This window comes from Chitinophaga sancti, from assembly GCF_034087045.1.
Taxonomy (GTDB): Bacteria; Bacteroidota; Bacteroidia; order Chitinophagales; family Chitinophagaceae; genus Chitinophaga; species Chitinophaga sancti_B.
Window position 1 is genome coordinate 6,156,528 of sequence record NZ_CP139247.1, and the last position, 23,023, is coordinate 6,179,550.

Annotated in this window: 17 protein-coding genes; 9 read left to right on the top strand and 8 right to left on the bottom strand. The window is 44.7% G+C overall.

Going from position 1 to position 23,023, the window contains the following annotated elements; translation table 11 throughout:
• The first annotated feature begins 255 nt into the window (after positions 1–255).
• Positions 256–1,905 (top strand): lectin, encoded by a 1,650-nt coding sequence (locus SIO70_RS24915; protein WP_320575345.1) that lies wholly within the window; start codon positions 256–258, stop codon positions 1,903–1,905.
• Between the two features lie 68 nt (positions 1,906–1,973).
• The gene (locus tag SIO70_RS24920) at positions 1,974–2,759 is read left to right on the top strand and encodes an AraC family transcriptional regulator (protein ID WP_320575347.1); all 786 of its coding nucleotides are present in this window, start codon (positions 1,974–1,976) and stop codon (positions 2,757–2,759) included.
• Between the two features lie 77 nt (positions 2,760–2,836).
• On the opposite strand, the gene SIO70_RS24925 is transcribed toward SIO70_RS24920, so the two are convergent.
• From SIO70_RS24925 to SIO70_RS24945, 5 genes are all read right to left on the bottom strand, one after another.
• Positions 2,837–3,697 (bottom strand): glycosyl hydrolase, encoded by an 861-nt coding sequence (locus SIO70_RS24925; protein WP_320575348.1) that lies wholly within the window; start codon positions 3,695–3,697, stop codon positions 2,837–2,839.
• Positions 3,698–3,802: 105 nt separating this feature from the next.
• Positions 3,803–4,342 (bottom strand): hypothetical protein, encoded by a 540-nt coding sequence (locus SIO70_RS24930; protein ID WP_320575350.1) that lies wholly within the window; start codon positions 4,340–4,342, stop codon positions 3,803–3,805.
• Between the two features lie 228 nt (positions 4,343–4,570).
• The gene (locus SIO70_RS24935) at positions 4,571–6,874 is read right to left on the bottom strand and encodes a phosphoketolase family protein (RefSeq protein WP_320575352.1); all 2,304 of its coding nucleotides are present in this window, start codon (positions 6,872–6,874) and stop codon (positions 4,571–4,573) included.
• A gap of 1 nt (position 6,875) precedes the next feature.
• Positions 6,876–7,991 carry an acetate/propionate family kinase gene (locus SIO70_RS24940; protein WP_320575354.1) on the bottom strand — a complete coding sequence of 372 codons (1,116 nt, stop codon included), beginning with the start codon at positions 7,989–7,991 and terminating at the stop codon, positions 6,876–6,878.
• An 11-nt stretch (positions 7,992–8,002) separates the two neighbouring features.
• A complete protein-coding gene (locus SIO70_RS24945; protein WP_320575356.1) occupies positions 8,003–8,551 on the bottom strand; it encodes a hypothetical protein in 549 nt (182 codons plus the stop codon).
• Between the two features lie 152 nt (positions 8,552–8,703).
• Between SIO70_RS24945 and SIO70_RS24950 the strand changes: the two genes are divergently transcribed.
• From SIO70_RS24950 to SIO70_RS24970, 5 genes are all read left to right on the top strand, one after another.
• Entirely contained in the window at positions 8,704–9,123 is a 420-nt protein-coding gene (locus SIO70_RS24950) for a response regulator (protein ID WP_320575358.1), read from the top strand.
• Positions 9,124–9,254: 131 nt separating this feature from the next.
• Positions 9,255–10,295, top strand: coding sequence for an LLM class flavin-dependent oxidoreductase (locus SIO70_RS24955; protein ID WP_320575360.1), 1,041 nt, complete (start codon positions 9,255–9,257; stop codon positions 10,293–10,295).
• A 96-nt stretch (positions 10,296–10,391) separates the two neighbouring features.
• Positions 10,392–11,291, top strand: a complete 900-nt coding sequence (locus SIO70_RS24960; RefSeq protein WP_320575362.1) for a PfkB family carbohydrate kinase — start codon at positions 10,392–10,394, stop codon at positions 11,289–11,291.
• Positions 11,292–11,484: 193 nt separating this feature from the next.
• Positions 11,485–11,940, top strand: a complete 456-nt coding sequence (locus tag SIO70_RS24965) for a hypothetical protein (RefSeq protein ID WP_320575364.1) — start codon at positions 11,485–11,487, stop codon at positions 11,938–11,940.
• A gap of 67 nt (positions 11,941–12,007) precedes the next feature.
• Entirely contained in the window at positions 12,008–14,215 is a 2,208-nt protein-coding gene (locus tag SIO70_RS24970; RefSeq protein WP_320575366.1) for an alpha-N-acetylglucosaminidase, read from the top strand.
• 147 nt (positions 14,216–14,362) lie between these two features.
• On the opposite strand, the gene SIO70_RS24975 is transcribed toward SIO70_RS24970, so the two are convergent.
• Positions 14,363–14,938 (bottom strand): hypothetical protein, encoded by a 576-nt coding sequence (locus SIO70_RS24975; RefSeq protein WP_320575368.1) that lies wholly within the window; start codon positions 14,936–14,938, stop codon positions 14,363–14,365.
• A 217-nt stretch (positions 14,939–15,155) separates the two neighbouring features.
• Positions 15,156–18,377: a GH92 family glycosyl hydrolase gene (locus SIO70_RS24980; protein WP_320575370.1), complete on the bottom strand. Its 3,222-nt coding sequence runs from the start codon at positions 18,375–18,377 to the stop codon at positions 15,156–15,158.
• 219 nt (positions 18,378–18,596) lie between these two features.
• On the opposite strand from SIO70_RS24980, the gene SIO70_RS24985 reads away from it, so the two are divergent.
• Positions 18,597–18,923 carry a DUF6496 domain-containing protein gene (locus tag SIO70_RS24985; RefSeq protein WP_320575371.1) on the top strand — a complete coding sequence of 109 codons (327 nt, stop codon included), beginning with the start codon at positions 18,597–18,599 and terminating at the stop codon, positions 18,921–18,923.
• 137 nt (positions 18,924–19,060) lie between these two features.
• On the opposite strand, the gene SIO70_RS24990 is transcribed toward SIO70_RS24985, so the two are convergent.
• Positions 19,061–20,365, bottom strand: a complete 1,305-nt coding sequence (locus SIO70_RS24990; protein WP_320575372.1) for a HAMP domain-containing sensor histidine kinase — start codon at positions 20,363–20,365, stop codon at positions 19,061–19,063.
• Between the two features lie 214 nt (positions 20,366–20,579).
• On the opposite strand from SIO70_RS24990, the gene SIO70_RS24995 reads away from it, so the two are divergent.
• Positions 20,580–22,988 (top strand): ABC transporter permease, encoded by a 2,409-nt coding sequence (locus tag SIO70_RS24995; RefSeq protein WP_320575374.1) that lies wholly within the window; start codon positions 20,580–20,582, stop codon positions 22,986–22,988.
• The last annotated feature ends 35 nt before the right edge of the window (positions 22,989–23,023 follow it).

The window sequence follows — 23,023 nt, forward strand, 5'->3', positions numbered from 1 at the left end:
AATGTATTGGAAATAAAAAATAAAATCACATAAAAATTCAAACAACACCCGCTCCAATTCATATTGACAATTACGAAAATCGCCTTACCTTTCCATCAGGAACCACCAGCTCCAACTCGCATTCCAACAATTTCAACATCTCTGGAAGCACTCATGTTTCGTGACACCTGGTTATTGAAAGCAAAATAATATCCACGATTCTCCGTATAAATAACCATGTAGCAGAATTTCCCTCACCATAAAATCTGAAAAACCATGAAATCCATGCCTATGCTGCTATGGGCAGCACTGTTACTGCTATGCTTCGGTTGTAACAAACGAGAATCCTCCATTACTTTAAAAACCAGTGGATTATCCGTCACCAATGCCTCTCCTGCCGGAGATGTAGTAGGTAAAATTGTCGTGGGGTACCAGGGTTGGTTCGCCTGTACCGGAGATGGCTCTCCTATCAATGCATGGTGGCACTGGACGCAGGACTGGGCCCAAACACCCTCCTCTGCCAACAACGGTATTAAGTCCTGGCCGGATGTCAGGGATTATTCCAGCACCTTTCAAACCAGATGGCCCGCATTGGGCAATGGTTCGCCGGCAACCCTGTTTTCTTCCTACACCGACCAGACTGTGAACACACATTTTCGCTGGATGCAGGAAAATGACATCGATGCTGCCGCCCTGCAACGTTTCAACCCGAACGGACAGGAAGGTCCTATCCGCGATTCTGTCACCGCAAAGGTAAAACGCGCTGCTGAAGCTTATGGACGAAAGTTTTACATTATGTACGATGTAAGCGGCTGGACTAATATGCAGACTGAAATCAAAGCTGACTGGCTGGCTAAGATGTCTGCCTACACTACGTCTTCCGCTTATGCCAGACAGAATGATAAACCAGTTGTTTGTATCTGGGGATTTGGATTTAATGATGACAATCATCCATGGTCTGCAGCTATTTGCCTGGAAGTGATTAACTGGTTTAAGGCCCAGGGTTGTTATGTAATTGGCGGCGTGCCCACCCACTGGCGGGAAGAGAATAGTGACTCAAGACCTGCGTTCCTGAACACTTACAAAGCATTCAATATGCTTTCTCCATGGATGGTAGGAAGAATTGGAAACGCAGGAGAGTCCGACAATTTCTTCACCAATGTAAATACGCCGGATCAGGCATATTGCAATGCGAATGGTATAGATTATCAACCCTGTGTATTGCCCGGTGATCTGCAGGAAAAACAACGCGCGCATGGCGACTTTATGTGGAGACAGTTTTATAATATGATCCGTGTAGGTTGCCAGGGAATTTATATCTCTATGTTTGACGAATACAATGAAGGTAACCAGATTGCAAAGACAGCAGAAAGTGCGGCCTTTGTTCCTGCAGGATCCGGTTTTGTTACGCTGGATGAAGATGGTGTAGCCTGCTCCGCTGATTATTATTTAAGATTGACAGGTGATGGTGGCAGGATGCTGAAAGGCCTGATCACCCTGACTGCTATCAGGCAAACGCCAACGGTACCTGGTGGTACGGCGAATAACCCGGTGGGAATGACGATCACTTTGAAAGGATCTAACAACCTGTATGTAAGTAGCGAAAACGGCACACAGGCAATGAATTGTAATCGCACGGCTGCCGGAGGCTGGGAACAGTTTTTGGTAGTTGATGCAGGAAATGGAAAGATTGCTTTGAAGTATGGTAATCTGTATGTCTCTTCTGAAAATGGATTACAGCCTATCACCTGTAATCGCACTGCGATTGGCGTGTGGGAACAGTTTGACTGGGTGACGAATGCAGATGGGAGTATTTCATTGAAAGGGAATAATGGAATGTATATTTCCAGTGAGGATGGGTTACAACCCATGACTTGTAACAGGGCAACCGCTGGAGGATGGGAGTCCTTCAAAATAAATATGTAAATTTAAAGACCCGCTTATTCTAATACATAAGCGGGTCTTTAAAAACATAAGCGGACCTTTAAAAAATTATGCAGGAATATATCAGCATGCGGATTGCTGTTCCGCCCACATGGGAACAGGTTTTCTCTCACTTTTACTATGCTGCGAATCTTAGCAGGGTTCCGGTGGAGAAGCATTTGTTACCTGCTTTTCAGTCTATCATGGTATTCAATTTTGGACCGCCGGTACCCTTGAAATATGGGAATGAGCAGTTCCAGGCCATTGAGAAAACACTCGTGCTTGGCCCGGTTAAACTGTCTATGAAATATACCATGCCTGCCGGGAGTAAGATATTGGTGGCGAATTTTAAAGATGATGCATTTTATCGTTTTTTTGGAAAACCTTTACAACATTATTTGACTGATCCGGATAAGTTAATTCAGACACATTGTTTTGCTGATCTTTGGCAGGAGTTGAATGTAATTGAAGATCCTGCTTTGCAGGTGGAGAAATTATTGGATTTTTCGGGGTTGTATCTTTGTGAGCGGGATCCGGCAGCAGCAAATATTATTGAGAATGGTTTTAATGATAACCCGAAACAAATTGCGGTGAAGACCGCGCAAAGTGAAAGAACGATACAGCTGAATTATAAAAAGTATTTAGGGTTCAGTTCGAAAGAGGTAAACAGGTATCAGCGGTTTCAAAAGGCCATCGGGATGCTGGTACCCGGAAAGACGCCGGATTGGTTTGAGGTGATAGAGGAATGCGGGTATTATGATCAGAGCCATCTGATTAAAGATTTTACGCATTATGTAGGCATATCGCCGCAGGTGTATTGGCAATTGCAGGATGTGATGTGTAGGGCGGGTAGCTAAAAATCCATCATTTTAACTCAATACAAAAAAAAGGCGCCACCTTTGCGATGACGCCCATCCTGAAACTGAAAAATATACTATTGCGCTGCTTTAATATTATTATTCGGCTCATGATCCGCATACCATTTCCCCAACGTCGTCAAATTTCCACCTGCATCTATCAAAGAAGACGGCCATAACCGTGCACTCGTTGGTGAACTGGAAAACCATGAATAACGCTGTACATAAGGCAATGAATCCAGCTTTGGTAATAAACGCTGCATAAAGCCCAGCACCTGGTCAGGGGTATACATATTTCCTTCTACAGTATTTGCATTGTCATCTACTGTAGCGAACTCGGTGATCCAGATAGGCTTATGGTACTTGTTGTACAAATCAGACAATACAGATACAAAATGTGTATCATCCAATCCTACATACATATGTACACAAATGAAATCTACACGATAATTCTTCACGATACAGGAATCGAGAAAATCGTATATCCATTTCTGTGTAGGCCATGCAGCAGCAGGACTACCCAGTGGTAAACCGATGCTTTCCAGTTTAGGCCAGAGTTCCAGGGCTTTTGCCACCGTCATGTTGGATTGGTCAGAAAGATCTGGTTCATTGAAACCAAGGATGTACTTAACTTTCCCCTGCGCTTTCAGGTTGTTGACATAAGCAATGTTTGCGTCTGTAACATTGCCTGAGCCCCAGAACATAGTTACAAATTCAGCATTTTGTGGTGCAACATCCAGGGGCGCATCTGTACCCCAGGTATAGAACCAGTTGGCTTTCAGTTTTACAATGTTTCCGTTCCAGGTACCGTCTGTGGTATAGGTGCTAAAGCAGGCACCTTTTTTACCGTTGTTCGTGCTGGTTGTTGTTGTGTCATCTTTCTTGCTGCAGGCAAAAAGCAGGGTGAGGGAAAGAATGAGAAGAGCATTGGTTTTCATAGATTAGGCTACTACAGTGAGTGATTAAAGGAACAAAATTAATAAAAGAAAATCTATATTTATAAAAGTTAAGTAGCCAATGATAATTCCAACCAAAACCCTTGTTTATTCCAACCTCGCCTCTTTCAACGTTTCATTCCCGGCCAAATCTACCGCCACAGCAACTACTTTGCCGCCTGATGGCAAACTCCCTGCCTTATAATACCAATCCACGCCATTCCTGCCTAAAACCGCCTTTCCACGTTCCAGCATAGTACCCGCCGCATCATGTACCCGTACTTCCACCTCTGCTACCCTGAATTCATCCTTTGCAGTTACCACCACATCTGTCTCTTCGAACCTGATCTGCTGTATCTCCGGAGATTTATAAGCATCCTTTACCGCCATATTATAAGCATTCTGGCCCGGTCCTGCCAGTGATTTATAATACGCTTTCAGTGCAGGATCTTTTATAATCGCCTGCGCATAAGCTGCTGCAATGGTCATCTTATACCTGGCTTCCAGCTGCTTCTTTGTCGGCTTTTTCTTTGACGGGCCACGTTTCTTGGCCATGATAATCTGGCCATTTCGTTCGTAAATAGTGAGTTGATCGCCGAGTGTACCACGGACGAGTTGGAGGAGTATGTTGTCCTTTACTAGCGCCATAACAAACAATTTTGAGGTTACATAGACAATATTATAACCTTCTACCGAACTATAGTGCAACTTCGTTACCAAATGAGTATTAATACTTCACTATAAGTGCACCTCAATATCGATTTGATATACAAGTGAGCTTTTAATGTACTTATGGTGTACTTATGGTGTACTTATGGAAATGAAGCTACGCTATAGGTTCACTATACCTTTGCTATACATTAAGGATATCTCATTTTAATCACTCCATTTCCAGTTTGTTATCTCGGGCATGTCTTCTAAATGCTCCCTTATATATGCATCATGCTCCGTTAATTTATTTTTAAACAAATCAATCACCGCATCCCCGTCCAAACCGGGCACCCGCCTGATCGCCTCCATCGCCAGATGATACCTGCTCATATTATTCAACACCACCATATCAAACGGTGTTGTCGTTGTTCCCTCTTCCATAAACCCTCTCACATGAAATCTTACCGGATCCGGCCTTCCATGCACCAGGTCATGTATGATCCTCACATACCCATGGAATGCAAATATCACTGGCTGTGTATCTGTAAATAAATCAGTGAACCGCTCCGACTCCATACCATGCGGATGACTTGCCTTTGGAGACAATGCCATCAGGTCAACCACATTCACCACCCTCACTTTCAACGATGGCAAATGCTTTCTCAACAACCACGCTGCCGCCACCGTTTCCAATGTAGGTACATCTCCCGCACAACCCAATACCACATCCGGCGCTCCATCATCACCATTCCCCGCCCATTCCCACACCGAAGCACCATGTGTACAATGCTGTATGGCCGAATCCATATCCAGCCACTGCAATTCTGGTTGCTTACCCGCTACAATCAGGTTTACATAATCACGACTGCGAAGACAATGATCCAATACTGACAATAAACAATTTGCATCCGGTGGTAAATAGATCCTGATCACATGGCTCTTCTTATTCACCACTGTATCTATAAACCCTGGCCCCTGATGACTATACCCATTATGATCCTGTCGCCAGCTATGTGATGTCAGTAAATAATTCAATGATGCCACCGGTTGCCGCCACGGCAATTCCCGGCAGGTCTTCAGCCACTTTGCATGCTGGTTGAACATAGAATCAATGATCGTTATGAACGCTTCATAACAGGGGAATATCCCATGTCTGCCTGAGAGCAGGTACCCCTCCAGCCATCCCTGACACAGGTGTTCACTCAATACTTCCATCACTTTTCCATCATGAGAAAGATGATCATCATCCGGCAGGATCGTCTCTGCCGTCATCCGGTTGGTTACTTCAAACACCGCTCCCAGCCTGTTTGAATTCGTTTCGTCCGGACAAAATAACCGGAAGTTGTTATTTGCTAAAAAAATATCTCTCAGTAACTTTCCTGCCTCTACTGTCGCCTCTCCCGTAGTCATTCCCGGTTTTACTACCGGCAATGCATACCTGCGAAAATCAGGCAGATGTAAATCCTCTAATAACTTGCCTCCATTTGCATATGGTATCGCACTCATGCGCTTCTCTCCTGATGGAGGCAGTTCTGCCAATGAATCAATCAATTTGCCATTCGCATCAAATAAAGTTGATGGATCATAGCTCCGTAACCATTCTTCTAATAATGCCAGTTGCGCAGGATCTTTTTTCACATCTGTCAATGGCACCTGGTGTGCTCTGAAGGTGCCTTCGATTGCTTTTCCTTTCCACTCCTTTGGCCCGGTCCACCCCTTTGGTGTACGCAGAATGATCATTGGCCAATGCTTCTCCTGCGAAGAATTTTGTATCGCCCTGATCTGTGCATATGCCAGATCTAAGGCCCCTGCCATCAAATTATGCATCTCCATCGGATCATCTCCCTCCACAAACAAAGCCTCATATCCATGCCCTGCAAATAAATCGGCCAATGCCCCATCAGACATCCTTGCCATCACTGTAGGTCCTGATATCTTATATCCATTCAGGTGCAGAATAGGCAACACCGCTCCATCTCTTTTGGGATTCAGAAATTCTATCGACTTCCAGCTACCTGCCAATGGGCCTGTCTCTGCTTCTCCATCTCCCACCACGCATACCGCTATCAGATCAGGATGATCAAACACGGCCCCAAAAGCATGTGCCAGCGAATACCCCAGCTCTCCACCCTCATGTATGGACCCGGGCGTATGTGCGCTCACGTGACTGGGTATACCTCCCGGTGTGGAGAACTGTCTGAAGAATAAATTCAACCCTGCCTCATCCTGTGTAATATGCGGATAGATCTCTGAATACGTACCTTCCAGGTATGTATTCGCGAGCAATGCCGGCGCACCATGTCCCGGGCCACAGATATAAATGATACTCGCCTCTGTTTGCCGGATCAGTCTATTCAGGTGTACATAAATAAAATTCAGGCCGGGCGAAGTGCCCCAATGCCCCAATAATCTGGGCTTAATATGTTCCGCTTTTAATGGTTCTTTTAATAACGGGTTTGCCTGTAAATATATCTGGCAGGCTGCCAGGTAATTTGTCGCTTCCCAATAACGATGTAGTAGTTCTAACATATTATATGAAGGTTTGCGTGTGTTGTGCAATCATTAGCTCTTCATTGGTTTTCATTACACGGACGGTAACCGTGCTTTCATTGGCTGATATAATTTTTGCTTTCTCTTCGTTGGCCATTACATTGATAACTATACCTAAAAATTCAAGTCCTTTACAAATGCGACTTCTGATCGTTGCAGCATGTTCGCCGATCCCTCCTGTAAATACCAAGGTATCTACTCCTCCTAATACCGCCGCCAGCGCTCCGATGTTTTTTCGTACATGATAGCAGAACATGAGAATCGCCTCTGCTGCCTGCGGATGCTTATCTTCCTGCTCCAGTAACTGCTGCACATCCCCACTTTCTTCTGACACCGCTTTTAATCCCGATGATTTATTCAGCATACGCGACAGCTCACTCCCCGTCATACCTTTCTCTTCTAACAGGTACAGCAGTACCCCGGGATCCAGATCGCCCGCCCTTGTGCTCATCATCAACCCTCCTATGGGTGTCATACCCATGGTGGTATCCACACTCCTGCCCTCCTGTATGGCGGCAAGACTAGCCCCATTGCCCAGATGCGCAATGATGACCCTATTCCCCGGTGACAATGGTTGTAACTGCTGCATAATGGATTCATAAGACAAGCCATGAAATCCATAGTGGATCACCCCCTCCTTCCACAATGCTCTTGGCAAAGGATAGTGCCGTGCTTCAAATGGCATATGCTGATGAAAAGCCGTATCAAAACATCCTACCTGCTTCACAGCTGGAAACGCCTCCTGCAATGCATGTATCACATCCAGCGAGGGCGGTATATGCAAAGGCGCCAAAGGAACCAGTTCTTTCAACGATTGTAAAACACCGTCATCCAGTATAACCGGGTCAAAATGCTTTTCACCACCCTGTACAATGCGATGGCCGATAATACGTACATCGTATGACCGGGCTTGCAACACCCTCACCACCTCCGCTGCTGCCTCCTTCATCGTCACCGCACCATGCTCATGCCTTTCGTCACCAATCTCTGTATAACCATCTGTTACATTACCCAATAAAAGCTGTTCCAGTTCTAAAGAATACAAAGCAAACTTCAAACTGGAAGATCCACAGTTCACCGTCAATATCGTTTCCATGGCAGAACATGTTATTTTCCCAAACGGGTATCCAAATCCACATCATCAGGATTCTCCACAACCGGCACTTCACGGTCTACAGAGTGCCCCATAATGGGGTTCAGGTAATTGTTGTATACGCCGAGCAATCCATCCACCACATTGTCAGGTCCTAAAATCGGGCTATAGGAAAATGCGTAGGAAATGTCTTCGTCATCCTCTTCTTTTTTCATGATGAAAAAACTACCTTTTATGAAGGAACCTGCATTTTCTGCCACCGCAGCTGTGGCCACAGGGGCTAACCGCATCCATTCATCCGCCCATATTTCAGATGCAGGACGCCCTAGTACGGAAGGATGTCCCTTGCCTGCAAATGGAATGAATGCATCGTTGTAAAGATGTATGAATTGCTCTCCCCACCAGATAAACATAGGTTGCACCGAAGTGAGCATAATACGTACAGCAGTGCGTAAATGAGGTGGCCATGTATCAGGAGTACCGACAATATTGTTTTCCCATTGATAGATGTGCATCAATTGTCCGGTCTCCCCACCATTCACAAATAATTCTTTTGGGTCCATGCGTATCTTTTACAATACCTACTCACTAATCATGCCTAAGGAATATGTTCACCTTTAATAATAATTAACATCTTATTAGTTATTTATTGAGTATTTTAGATAGTTCTTACTTTCATACACCACTCTTCTGCTCACCTTTAAATTTTAACCATATGAAACAGCAGCAGACAGTTTTAATCATTGATGATGACGCAGATGACAGGCTTTTTTTGACAGAAGCAATCACAGATGTTGTACCCGGATCACGCATGCATAGCTGTAACAGCGGTATAGAAGCCCTGGACCTGTTGAGTAAAAAGAAGATCGCCTTACCTGATTTTATTTTCCTTGACCTGAACATGCCTAAGATGAATGGAAAAGAATGCCTCGTGGAATTAAAAGGGCTCTTGCGCCAGACATTCACCAAGATTATTATTATGAGTACATCGGATATGAAACGGGATATCGACGATGCGCTCAAACTAGGTGCTCATGTATTCTTTACAAAACCCGGCACTTACACGGAACTGTGTAACCATGTCAAGAAGATCTTTTACTGTAAATCGGCTCCACTTAGTTTTGAACTGAAATAGGTAATTTTTCATTGAATTTGAAACTACAGTCACCTTGTAGCAACTCCATAGTTTCCCCTGGGAAACCAGGTGTCCGTTTTCCATTATCTTTTATTGTCCGATCTTTGCGGCACGAAAAAAAGGAGTAAACAATGGAATTCGGTATCAGCACTTTTGGAGAAGTTACACCAGATCATGTACCTGGCAAGGCGGTTAACGCTCATACCCGGATGCAGGAATTACTGGCAGAAGCCAGACTATCCGACGAAATCGGACTGGATGTATTTGCCGTTGGCGAACACCACCGGCCTGACTACATTATTTCTGCACCAGAGGTCGCACTGGGAGCTATTGCCGCGATTACTAAAAATATCCGTCTATCGAGTTCGGTAACGGTATTGAGTTCTGCCGATCCGGTGCGTACTTTCCAGAACTTTGCCACGCTGGACCTTATTTCCAATGGCAGGGCCGAAATTATGGCTGGCAGGGGTTCTTTTATTGAATCATTTCCCCTGTTTGGCTACCACTTGAATGACTATGATGAGCTTTTCATTGAAAAACTGGATATGCTCACCAAAATAAACAATAACGAAATAATCAGCTGGCAAGGCAAGTTCAGGGCACCTATCCGGGACAGAGGGGTCTATCCCCGTCCTTTTCAGTCAAAACTGCCTATCTGGCTCGCTATCGGGGGTACCCCTGCTTCTGCTGCCAGAGCTGGTAAAATGGGACTTGGAATGACCGTAGCCATCCTGGGAGGCCTACCCAAACAGTTCGTTAATATCGTAAAATTGTTCCGCCAGTCCGCCGCCGATGCCGGTCATGACCTGACCACTTTGCCACTGGCTATCAATTGCCACATGTATATCGGGGAAGACGGAGAAACCGCTGCCAATGAGTTCTGGCCAGTGTACGAAAAAATCATGAACCGTGTTGGGGAAGAAAGAGGCTGGCCCCCTATCACCCGTGCTCAGTTTGAGTACTTACGCTCTCCCGAAGGACCTCTTTTTGTGGGCAGCGTACAGGAAATAGTAGACAAGATTGTATACCAAAGCAAACTGTTTAATCATACCCGGTTCCTGGCCCAAATTCTCAAAGGAGATATATCACATGATAAGATATTGAATTCCATTGAGTTATTTGGCAGAAAAGTGTTGCCAGCTGCTCGTTCCCTATTGCAGACCGAACAGTAAATTTCAATACCAGTCATCCTGAAAATTCTTGGCAATAGACAGGGTTATATTTACATTTGCACCCTGTTAGGATCAACGCTATAAACCGGACTAAGCATGTATGACATTTGTTGTATAGGACATATCACATTAGATAAAGTAGTAACAACCCGCTCGGTGGTACATATGCCAGGTGGAACTTCCTTTTATTTTTCCAGTGCCATCCGGAATATGGATGTGAAATATGCGATGGTAACCGCACTCGCTGCCAAAGAGATCTACATCGCGGACGAGCTGAGAGCAAAAGGCACTGAAATCGTGGTACTGCCCAGTACCAACACCCTCTACTTCGAGAACATTTACTCTGAAAATCAGGATCATAGAACACAACGTGTAAGTCAGCTGGCAGATCCGTTCACCCCGGAACAACTGTCTGGTATGGATGCGCATTTCTTTCACCTCGGCCCACTGGTAGCGGATGATATTCCGGTATCCGTGATCAGGGAACTGGCAAAGAAGGGGAAAGTTTCCCTGGATGTGCAAGGATACCTGCGGAAGGTTGAAAATGAGCAGGTGATCCATATTGACTGGCCAGCAAAAAAAGAAGCCCTTCAATATATATCCATCCTGAAAGCCAATGAATCTGAAATGGAAGTGCTGACCGGTACAAACGATGTACGCAAAGGCGCGATCACTTTAGCTTCCTGGGGCGTGAAAGAGGTGATTATTACCCTCGGTAGCCGTGGTTCTGTGGTGTACAAGGACCAGACTTTCTACGATATTCCCGCTTATATCCCAACTACTTCCGTAGTAGATGCCACTGGGTGTGGCGATACTTACATGGCAGGTTACCTGTACCAGCGCTCGAAAAACGCAAATCCGCAGGATGCAGGAGAATTTGCTGCAGCCATGGCGACTTTAAAAATCGAAGGATCCGGACCATTTAGGGGTAATGCGGAAGATGTGACAAAGTTCCTTGCTGCTAATCACAGTTTTACATTTTCACTCACGGCTTAATAGCCTGTAAATAATTGATAGACAGACCCGTTTGCTATATTGGCAAACGGGTCTTTTTTTCGTAATAAAATCCCTGTTTACAGTGAGGTTATACATTGTGATATTATTTAAATTCGCCTTAATAACCGGATTCATCTATTAATCTGGCACAATTTTGCAGGTCTATATCCAGATGAATTTAAAAATTACGACCATGAAACAGATATTTCTAGCTTTAGCAACATCAGCCGTATTATTCGCATGTCACAACTCAGCAGATCAAGCGGCTATCGAAGCAGCCAAACAAGAGGCTGTGGATTCAGTAACGACAGCAAACGCCATCAGGCAACAGGTCATTGACTCTGTGAACGATGCAAAGGCTGCCGCACGTGAGCATCATGCCGCCGTAGCAGCTCAGAACAATAGCAGCTCGTCTGCTTCTGCAAGTACAAACACCGCTACTACAACGACTACCACTAAGAAAAAAGGTTGGAGTCATACCGCGAAAGGTGCCGTAGTAGGTGCAGGTGCGGGTGCCATCACCGGTGCGATCGTTAACCCGGATCACGTGAAAGGTGCTGCCATCGGTACAATCATCGGCGCTGGTGTAGGTGCAGGTACAGGTGCGATCGTGGACCACTCCAAGAAGAAAAAAGCGGCTAATCAATAATAGAGAATAAGACATTTTGATCCCGGCTACAGCAATGTGGCCGGGATTTTTTTTATCTTTATCTCCTATGCAACTATCTTTTCGTACATCCCTGCTTTTTACATTCATTTTTCTTGGCTTCAAGGCCCTCCCGACGGTAGGCCAGGACAAACAAGCCATTGACGACCTGGTGAAAAGAATCATGCGATCACAGGCCATGCATTTTCAAACCCGCTTTATTCCACAGGAAAAGGGGCACGATGTGTTTGAACTGGAATCGCAGGGCAATACCATCCTCCTAAGAGGTAGCAATGGTCTGAGTATAGCTAGTGCGCTCAATTACTATCTGAAAAATTATGCGCATTGCGATATCAGTTGGAACGGTACCAATATGGACCTGCCAAATCCATTGCCAAAGGTGCCCACGAAAGTGCATAAACGAACCCCTTATCAATATCGTTATTACCTGAACTATTGTACGTTCAACTATACCATCAGCTGGTGGAACTGGGAGCGCTGGCAATGGGAGATTGACTGGATGGCGCTGAATGGGGTGAATATGCCACTGGCACTGACAGGCCAGAACTCAGTGTGGAGCCGCGTGTACAAGAAAATGGGATTCACAGAGAATGACCTGAATAGTTTCTTTAGCGGACCTTGTTTCTTTAACTGGTTCTGGATGGGAAACCTGGATGGATGGGGCGGTCCGCTGCCACAGCAGTTTATGAAAGACCAGGAAGACCTGCAGAAAAAAATTCTTGCACGCGAAAGATCATTGGGTATGAAGCCTGTATTGCCTGCATTTACAGGGCATGTACCACCTGCGTTCAAGAAAAAATTCCCGAATGCAAAGGTGAAGAAAACCAACTGGGATGCGGGTTTTGATGATGTATATATTTTAGAACCGGAAGATCCGATGTTCTCAAAGATCGGGCAGGAATTTATTGAAGAAGAGACAAGGACTTTTGGTACTGACCATTTTTACTCTTCTGATACTTTTAATGAGAACTTACCCCCTACCAACGATTCTACTTACCTGCATACAATTAGTAAGAAGATCTTCCAGGCCATGACAGAAGCAGATCCTAAGGCGATCTGGGTGATGCAGGGATGGATGTTCCACTATCAGAAAGACTTCTGGCATCCGGCACAGATCAGGGCTTTGCTCACGGCAGCGCCGGATGACAGGATGATTGTGCTCGATCTGTTTAGTGATAACTTCCCTGTGTGGAACAGAACGAATGCTTATTATGGTAAGCAATGGATCTGGTGTATGCTGCAGAACTTTGGTGGTAATATTGGGATGTATGGCAGGATGGATCATGTAGCGCGCGATCCGGCAAATGCCCTGCATGACTCTACAGCGGGAAACCTGGTAGGAATTGGTTGTACACCGGAAGCGATAGAACAGAATCCTGCGATGTACGCATTGATGATGGATAATGTGTGGAATGATCAGCCGATAGAGCTGGATAGCTGGTTAAAAGCGTATGCGTGGCGCCGTTATGGCAGGCAGAATGCAGATGCAGAAGCGGCATGGGCGATCTTACGCAAAACAGTGTATGATGGTGGGTTGACGGAAGGTACGCCAGAGAGTATTCTGACTGGCAGACCTACATTTGATACCGTGGCACATCGCACCTTGACACATTTGAATTATGCTCCGGGCAATTTGTTGCCGGCATGGGATCATTTGATTACAGCGGCAGATGTGTTGAAAGGGAGTGATGGATTTAGATATGATATTGTAGATGTGACAAGACAGGTGTTGGCGAACTATGCGGATTCTTTGCAACAGCAGGTGGCAAAGGCTTATAAGGCAAAGGATGGCGAACGCTTTAAGAAATATAGTGCGGAGTTTTTGGTGTTGCTGGATGATATGGATCGTTTGCTGGCGACAAGGAAAGATTTCCTGTTGGGCAGATGGCTGGCGGATGCGAAGAGCTGGGGAACGAATCAGCAGGAAAAAGCACTGTATGAAATGAATGCGAGGGATTTGATTACGTTGTGGGGAGATAAGAAGAGTCCATTGCATGAGTATAGCTCAAGACAGTGGTCAGGGTTGGTGAAGAATTTTTATGCGGCAAGGTGGAAGCAATTTTTTGAGTATGCAGGAGAGAGTTTGAAGACAGGTCAGGAAATGGATTTGAAAGGGTTCGAGGAGAAGATGCAGGATTGGGAATGGAATTGGGTGAATGCGAAGGAGGTGTACCCGGTGGTGACGAGTGGTGATGCGGTTGGAGTGGCAAAGGAGATGCATCATAAATATCGGGAAGTGCTTAAAAAAGTATATTAGCAAATAAAAATGTTCTAGCAAATAAAAAAGCTTTTGCCAAAGGCAAAAGCTTTTTTATTTGTGCAAGGCCTGCGGCCGGCTTTGAATGAAGCGATTCTGGCTTCAAGGAAAGCACTTATGTCTTTGACTAAAGCGTTTCTTTTAGCCCTATATTTTACCAGTAGCCAGTAATGATTTTATTTTTTCTAACTGCTCTGGAGTAGTATACTCTACAAAAATCTTCAGGTCAAAACAACCGTAGTTTTTAAAGACAGTTATAGTAGTTGTACCTCTGGCTGTTTTGGCAGAAGCGCCTTTCAGGTGTTCGGAGCCGATAGTGAGTTCTCCGTTTTCTTCTCCTTTAGGTTGTACATCAGTCAGTGCGAAGCCGATGGTAGCACCGGCACCTTCTTCGGGATTCACGTCGCGGATGGTGAAGAGAGCACCTTTGTTGGCCTGAGCATCTGCAAGGGTCAGGGTCTTTTGACGGACCATATCTTCTGGTGCATTTTTACTCAGGGGAACGTAGTACTGGATTCTTCCTAAGGAAGTTTGTAAGTACCATTCGTTGGGCAGGTTTAAGGAGAAACCCAGTTCTTTGTTTTCATACTTCCAGTTACCATCGAAGTGACTGGAAAGAACGCCGGTGGAAATGGCGGTAGTTTTCGTACAGCTACTACCACATCCCGTCCCTATCAGACAGGTGATAATAGCTGCCAATAACAGGAATTTTGCCTTTGGCATAGGGTGTCATTTTTGGTTTTATAGCACGGGAATATTCCCAATATATTATTAAGTAGTTATTTCATCAGGTAAGAAATTTTGGCTTATGGCATAGGATTATCCAATGCATGAATACTTAGTTTTTCAACAGGATCAGATAAAATTTTGGTTTATGGCAAAGGAGTATCTCCAATGCATGTAAAATTAGTTTTTCATTTGGATTCGGTAAAATTTTGGTTTATAGTACAGGAATCTCTCCAATACATTTACAATCAGTTATTTCAATAGGATCAGAAAAAATTTTCGCTTGCTGAATATAGCCTTTGAAAATACGGGTTCCGGGAAATTCTTCATTACGTCCTAACGTCCATTTATTCCCTACGGACAGGTTAACTGGCGTGTCCAGTTTTGTCTCCCCTTTCAAAACGCCGTCGATATATAACTTAAGCCCCTGTTTATCACATACTCCGGCAATATGATGCCAGTGGTTCAACCAATGTTCCGGCAAAGGTACGGTAATATCTCCCCTGCCCCAACCCCCAGCAAAAAAACTTAACATTCTGCCGTCAGTAATCTGAAGAACGTGGGTGTCTCCTTTGGAGAATACATCGACAAGACCGGGGGTTTGTTCTGTTGGGTAAATCCAGGCCATCATCGTGAGCGTGGTACCTAATTCATCGAGAGAACGGGCGTTTGGGACCTCGATGTAGTAGTCAGGGCCAAAGAGAGGGTTTGCAGCTTTGGAAGAACTGCCGGAGGCAGAAGTGCTTTGAGAATTTTCAGCGGCTACCGTATTGCCAGAGGCAGTAACATGCTGTGATTTTTCAGTAATAATATTCTGACCACTGGCAGTTCCTTCCTGCGAATTTTCAGATATAATTACCTGACCATCATTCCCAAACCCTGACACATCCTTCGTCCCTTCCAAAGCCAATAACAAAGATTCCATTGGATCCTTATACACCTTACATCTCTCCCTGATCCCTCCAATACTCACCGTCTGCCAACCAATCATGGTCGCCTTTAACTGACAGGTCACTACCTTTTGCTCTCCCGGCTCCAATGTAAGTTTAGCTGTATAAAACGCTTTGCCATTCAGATTCACGGGAATGGTAAAAGCCTTTTTAGTCCCTTGCTTATTCATCACAGCAAAGGCAATACGTTGCACACTATCCTTTTTAATCAATGGTTTTAATACCAGGTCAGAAATAACCGGCGCTACATTCACCAAAGGCACTTTGATCTGCACGCTTCGCTCCGCCTCCTCATTCAACTGCAATTTATTCTCCCCTGCTTTGTACAGGTATACCTGAATCGAATCGCGGAGCCTCGCCCCTTTGCCGATCAGGCAATTCTTTGATCCATATAGTTTACCATTTAGGGTCACATTGATCCTGTATACCCCGGCATCCCCATTGTTTATCATTGTAAACCCAATTGGAAAAGGTTGATCAGGCATAGCGACCGAATCCATACTTATCTCCGTCAGTCTGATGACAGTACGGTTGATATTGTCGCGGGTCACTACCGGCACAGTACCTGTTTCAAATTCCAAAGTACCACCCCGTTTGATAAACTCATGGGCCATATTCAGTCCCCGGTACTCCACACCATTCAGTCGCACCTGTTGTACATAAGGTGTATGCGTATCATTGTTTTTAATAGTCAGTACCTTCCCATCTTTCAGGTGGATCTTCATTTCACGGAAAGCAGGGATACCCAGTGCATACAGGGGTTTACCTGGTGCCACGGGGTACAATCCTATCGCACTGAAAATGTACCAGCTGGAAGTTGAACCCAGATCATCATTCCCTGGCAACCCACCGGGTGTATTTGAAAAACGATCCTGCATAATCTTTCTTACCCACAACTGCGTGAGATCTGGCCTGTTGGCATCGTTGAAAAGGTAAGGAACATGAAAAACGGTTTCATTGTCAAAGATGATATGTTGCTTTTCAAGCGCCGTATCCAACCGGAGAGAAAACAACTCATCTCCCCCCATCCTATTAATCAATTCACGGGGATGCTGTGGTACGAAGAAAGAATACACCCATTGATCACCTTCTTTATAACCGGTATTACCAGGATTGAGTTTGAACTTCTCTTTATTGCGTGGCAACAGGAATAACGAAGGGATGTGCAATAATTGTTGGAAGGCTAAGCTCCTGTCGTCACTCACTTTTGCATGCATTGCTTCTTTTGCAAACAGGTTCAGCGCCCAGTCATCGTAGGCATACTCTACGGTACGGGTCACGGATTCAGGATATATAGATGGTACATATCCCAGTTCGTGATAAGCCGGCATATCAGGTTGCAGGTAAGGTGTGTCATTGATGCTTTTTTGCATCGCCTTGTATACTTCTTCCTTATCCATCGGGATGCCTTTGAAATAGGCATCGGTAATGATAGGGATGGAATGATTGCCTGTCATGCTCTCTGTAGGCAAATGACCGGTGCTGTGATAAACGTCCAGCATAGAGCGGATCATGGCAGCCTGCAGGTCAGGATATAGTAGACTGAGTAATGGATGTAAAGTGCGGAAAGTATCCCATGGGGAAAAACCGCTGTATTTACCTTCATGCAGCCATGGTAGTAAGAGGGAGTGATAAAGGGCGGTGTAGAAAATAGCTTTACCTTTTTCATTGTCATCATTAATCTCAACCACTGATAATAGGTCGTTCCATTGCTTATAGGTAGCTGCTCTGACAGCATCAAAGGAACGCTGTTCCTTACCGATCCGTGCTTCAATAATGGTTGTACCTTTGGGAAATGTATAGACAGTGCCATTGGTTAAGACTTGCTGGTCAATGGGCTTTATGCTAAACTGAAGAGGGCTGCTTGTAAAGATGTGAGGTGTGCCCTTAGCTGAAAAGTTCGCAGGCTTGTCCTTTGAAGGGTTCGCAGGCTTGTGCTTAGCTGAAAGGTTCTTGGAATTGCTTTTATCAGGAAAGATCCCAGGTGTGCCCTTATCAGAAAAGGTAAACCTAAAAACCCCGCCATCAGGAGAGGCCGTCATTTCAATTAAAGTATGGTTATCTCTGAAAAGTACCCTGTAATAACCCGGTTCCGCATATTCGTCCTTGTGAGTAAACCGACGGCTATAGTGATCAGCATCAAATGGCTGGTTATCACCTACAGGCATTACAAATACGCTCCCCGCCGATCCACCGGGAAAACCACTATGGTGATCCATACAGGTGAAATAACAAATGGAGCTATCCTGAAAGTCATAGCCTTTAGCCCCCGTCCTTCTCGTCTCAGGGGTCAGTTGGTAATAACTGTGAGGAGCCACAGCACCGGGATAGCAGCCGCCTTCATTCCCCCATTTAGTCAGCACTGCACTTTTGGTCGTACCGATGAATGGGTTGACATATGCTACCGGAGATTTTACCTGGGCGCCAGCGGCGTTGGAAAATAAGATCAGTAGCAGGATGTGGCGGATGTTGGCTGAAAGATTCACTATGACGTTGTGGTTTGGGCGTAAAATATAAAAATTATACAACAGTGTGTGCAAAAAAGGACACATCTCTCAAAGAAATTGAGTACTGGTAGGCTCATCGGTGGAAATGCCGGATAGAATTGGGTATAGGTATTTTATTATAATGCATAAATGATTGTTGGCATAGTATTCGTCCCTATTCCGATATATATTATTTATTAATCCTTAAATTTTTTCACAATGGCAAAGTATTCAGGAAAAAGCGGCGAAAAAGTGGAGAAAGCAATGAAGGAAATGCATGAAGGAAAGTTGAAAAGCGGAAGGAGTGGCAAAAAAGTAACGAATCCAAAACAAGCAATAGCAATAGGATTGTCAGAAGCGAGAGAGGAAGGTGCGAAAGTGCCGACCAAGGCGGGTTCAACTTCTACTAAAAAGGCTACAACGACAAAAAAATCAACTGCTAAAAAGGCGACTTCCGCTAAAAAAACTACGGCTAAAAAAACCGCCGCCAGAAGAACTACTGCAAAACGTGCTACCAGCAGGAAGAAAGCAGCAGCACATGCATAAAAATAAAGGGATCAGCTATAGGATATTGCGTGAGCAATCAAGGTCTGTCTTAGCTGGTCCCTATACCTATTAAATGGCAGCTGCCATTTTCGCTTGTGCACGGGCGAAGGCTACACCCCAAAAGAATGCTGTCAGATTTATTTATTCAGATGCAAACTAAACGTACTCCCTTTCCCCTCTTCACTCAATACTGACAAAAAACCATTATTCTTCTGCGCAAACTCCTGACTAAGGCTCAACCCCAATCCTATCCCCTTCTCATTGCCCGTACCTGGCGTGGAATAGATATTATCCGCTGCAAAGATCTTCTCCTGAATATTGGCCGCAATCCCAACTCCAAAATCCGCCACTGAAATGATCACCTCATCACTCTTCTCTTCCATATTGATAACAATCGTAGCTTCCCTATAGCTAAACTTGATCGCATTGCTCAGTAGATTCCGGATAATCAGGCGTACATGCTCCTGATCTGCCTGAATGATACAGCTATACTGTGCAATATCATTTTGTAATTGGATATGCTTCTTTTGCAACTGGGGTTGTAAAAATGTAATTACCTCTTCTATCAAAACGACGAGATTAAAATGTACTGGCTGGGGCGCAATGCCTTTCATCTGGGTATAACACCATTGCAACAGACCATCCATATTCTCCTGCAGGTTCTTGGCCTGTAGTATGAGCAGTCGCGAGGAGTCGGCAAAGTCCTTGCCCGACAACATATCTTCCTGCAACAGATCCAGCATAAAAAATAGCGTATTGATGGGCGAACTCATATCATGAGCCAGAATTGAAATCAGTTTCTCGCGGGTCTTGTTAGCTACATTCAGTTGCCGGTTAGATTCTTCCAGCTCCTTTGTATATGCCATGATCTGCAACCTAAAATAATATAAACAGAACAATAACATGATAAGCCAGATGACCGCATTCATAATCCTCCTGGCCTCAGTAGCCTGGTGAATAACAGTAATTGGGGCCAAACGGTGCGTAACACCCAGCAGGATGGCGCTGAAAATGCCCAGGGCCAGCATCACCCATTTATTGTTCAGTAGTATCAGGGAAAGGCATACCACCAGCAACAGGTACAACTCCATGTTGTTGTTATATATCAATGCACTGGCAGACAACTGCAATGCACAGACAGGCATGGTGATCATCGGTCCCAGGTCGTACTTTTTCTTTTCATTGAAGTACACCATGCTGTACAGGCAGGCCATCGTGCATATATTGATCAATGCCAGCAGGTAATTGCCCAGGCAGGTATTGATCAAACTAAACATCAGGGAAACCGTACCGCCTACAACCCCGGCTATATTCACAGTTCTGATCTGACGGTTGCGTGCAATGCCATTTGCTTCGTGTACCCCGGTATTTAAAATTCGATTTATGAAATGGATGATGTTTGGGAAAACAACACGTTTAAGGTCTGTTTGTACATTATTCATTCATAACCACATTAAGTTAATTGGTGCTCTCGGAAACGCTTCGCAATTTATGTCAAAAAGTATTAATAATCAATCTATGAATTGCCCATTTCCGGACATATAATGTACCATAAGCGAACATATCCGACCCTTATCTTAGTATAATTGCTTAGTTTTCAATAAGGCCGGATACGGCATTTTCTTTGTCTGAACCAGGGTACCCAAACCCACTTTTATGCTATTGAACTACATCCTGATTGCCTGGCGGAATATGAAAAAGAACCGCTTTCATGCTATCCTGAACATTGCCGGGCTTGCTATAGGCATTGCTTTTACCGGTATGATCATGGCACATGTTTGGAACGAGCTGCAGGTAAATAAGGAACTCAAAAATGCAGACCGGCAGTATGTGATTAAAAGTAAGTGGAAGGACAAGAATATGGGTTTTGACCTGTCGACTTCCGGGGCCTTGCCCAAAGCACTGAAGGAACAATATCCCACCCTGGTAAAGAACTTTTACAGGTGGGACGGGGTGACGCTCACCGTTCATGGAAAGGAAAAAGACTTTAAGGAAGCCGTGCAGATCGGCGATACTACCCTGCTGGATATGTTTGGATTCAAAGTGTTGGCCGGTAATCCCACCAATGCGTTGTCTACGCCAACCTCCATGATCATGACAGAGCCGGTGGCAAAGAAATATTTCGGTACCGTGAATGCCATTGGCCAAACGGTTGAAATAGAAAATATGGCAGGACAAAAACAGCCTTTTATGCTGACAGCCGTGATCAGGGTAGCGCGCGATAACGGGGTGACGGACCTGATTTCCAACTACAGGAATGGAATTATTTTGCCCGAAAGTTCCATCAGCTACTTTGGACGGACGATCGATAACTGGAATAATATGTTTATCGTAGGGTATGTTGAATTGCAGCCAGGGGTAAATCCCAGTCAGTTAAATGGCCCTATTTCAAAACTATTAAAAGAGAATATCTCTCCGAATTTATATGCAAACCTAACGCCACAAGTCATTAATTTACGGGACAATTACCTGGAACAGAATAATGGATTAGTGAAAAGGATGTTGTTTACCCTGTCAGGTATCGGGCTGTTCATATTATTGATGGCAGTGATCAATTTTATCAATATATCTGTAAGCCGCGCCGGATCAAGGATGAAGGAGATTGGTATGAGAAAGGTAATGGGCGGAAGAAAACATCAGCTGGTATGGCAGTTTTTAATTGAGTCAATGATCATTGTTTGTATCTCAACCCTGCTGGCATTTGGCTGTTATTTGTTGTCAGGCCCCTTGTTTGCACAGCTGGTCGGTAAGCCATTGCCTGCGCTGAGTGAGTTCCCTGTCTATTTTGCGGAATACCTGTTATTATTTGTCGCGCTGATAGGATTGGCTGCTGGCCTATATCCGGCGTTTGTATTATCTGCCCTGCCATCATTAAGCAGCTTGAAAGGGAGTTTAAAGTCAGTAAAGGAAAATATACTATTAAGAAAGTCGCTGGTAGCGTTTCAGTTCTTTACGGCGGTGGTGGTCCTGATCGGAGCGTTTATTGTGACAAAGCAGGTACAGTTCTTTTTTAGTAAAGGGATTGGGTATGACAAAGAATTTGTGGTCAGTGCACAGGTACCGAGAGACTGGTCACCGGCGGGTGTGGCAAAGATGGAAGGCATCCGGAAACAACTGGCAGAAAGTCCAGTAGTAAAGGATGTAACGCTATCTTACGAGATCATGGATGGCAACAATGGTGGGAGTTTGAGTGTATTCCCGCTGGGTGCCGATGCCACTTCGGCGATCACCGCTTTTCAGTTGAGTACGGATAGGCACTTTGCAAATACGTTCCAGGTACCCATGGCAGCAGGTGTGTTTTTAGCCAGAGAAGGAATGCCAATAGATGTACATAAAATGGTGATCAACACCAGGCTGGCAGTGGCATTGGGATACAGGGACCCCGCTGATGCGGTAGGAAAACAGGTGAAATTTGCAGAGCTGACAGATACGTATACCATTGCCGGAGTGACAAAAGATTTTCATTTTGGGTCCATGCAGCAATCTATACAACCAATGGTAATTATCCCGGTAGAGGTGTTTAATATTTTCAGATATTTTTCGATCAAACTGAAAGGCGGAAATGTGCCAAAGGCTATTGAAACGCTGCACCGGCAATGGGCCGCACTGATGCCGGGAGCACCGTTTGAATATAAATTCATGGATGATAGTTTAGCCAAGATGTACCAGACGGAATTACAGTTGAAGAAGACGGCATATACAGCAACCGTGCTGGCTCTGGTAATTGTGTTGTTAGGCGTGATCGGGTTGGTGTCGCTGACGGTGCAGAAGCGTACGAGGGAAATGGGGATCCGCAAAGTACTGGGAGCTTCAGTAAATAGTATCATTAGTTTGTTTATAAAAGATTTTATGGCTGTAATGATAGTGGCGAGTGTAGTGGCTTGTCCGGTAGCATATTACCTGATGCAATATTGGTTGAATAGTTACGAATACCATGTAGAAATCACTGCTTTGCCAATCATGATGATCATCCTTTCATTAGGTATACTTACTAGTGTGATGATTGTGTTGCAGACATTGAAAGTGGCAGTAGCCAATCCGGTGAAGAGTTTGAAAGTAGAGTGATATAGATTTACATATTGTTTTTTGGGAAAGCCTCT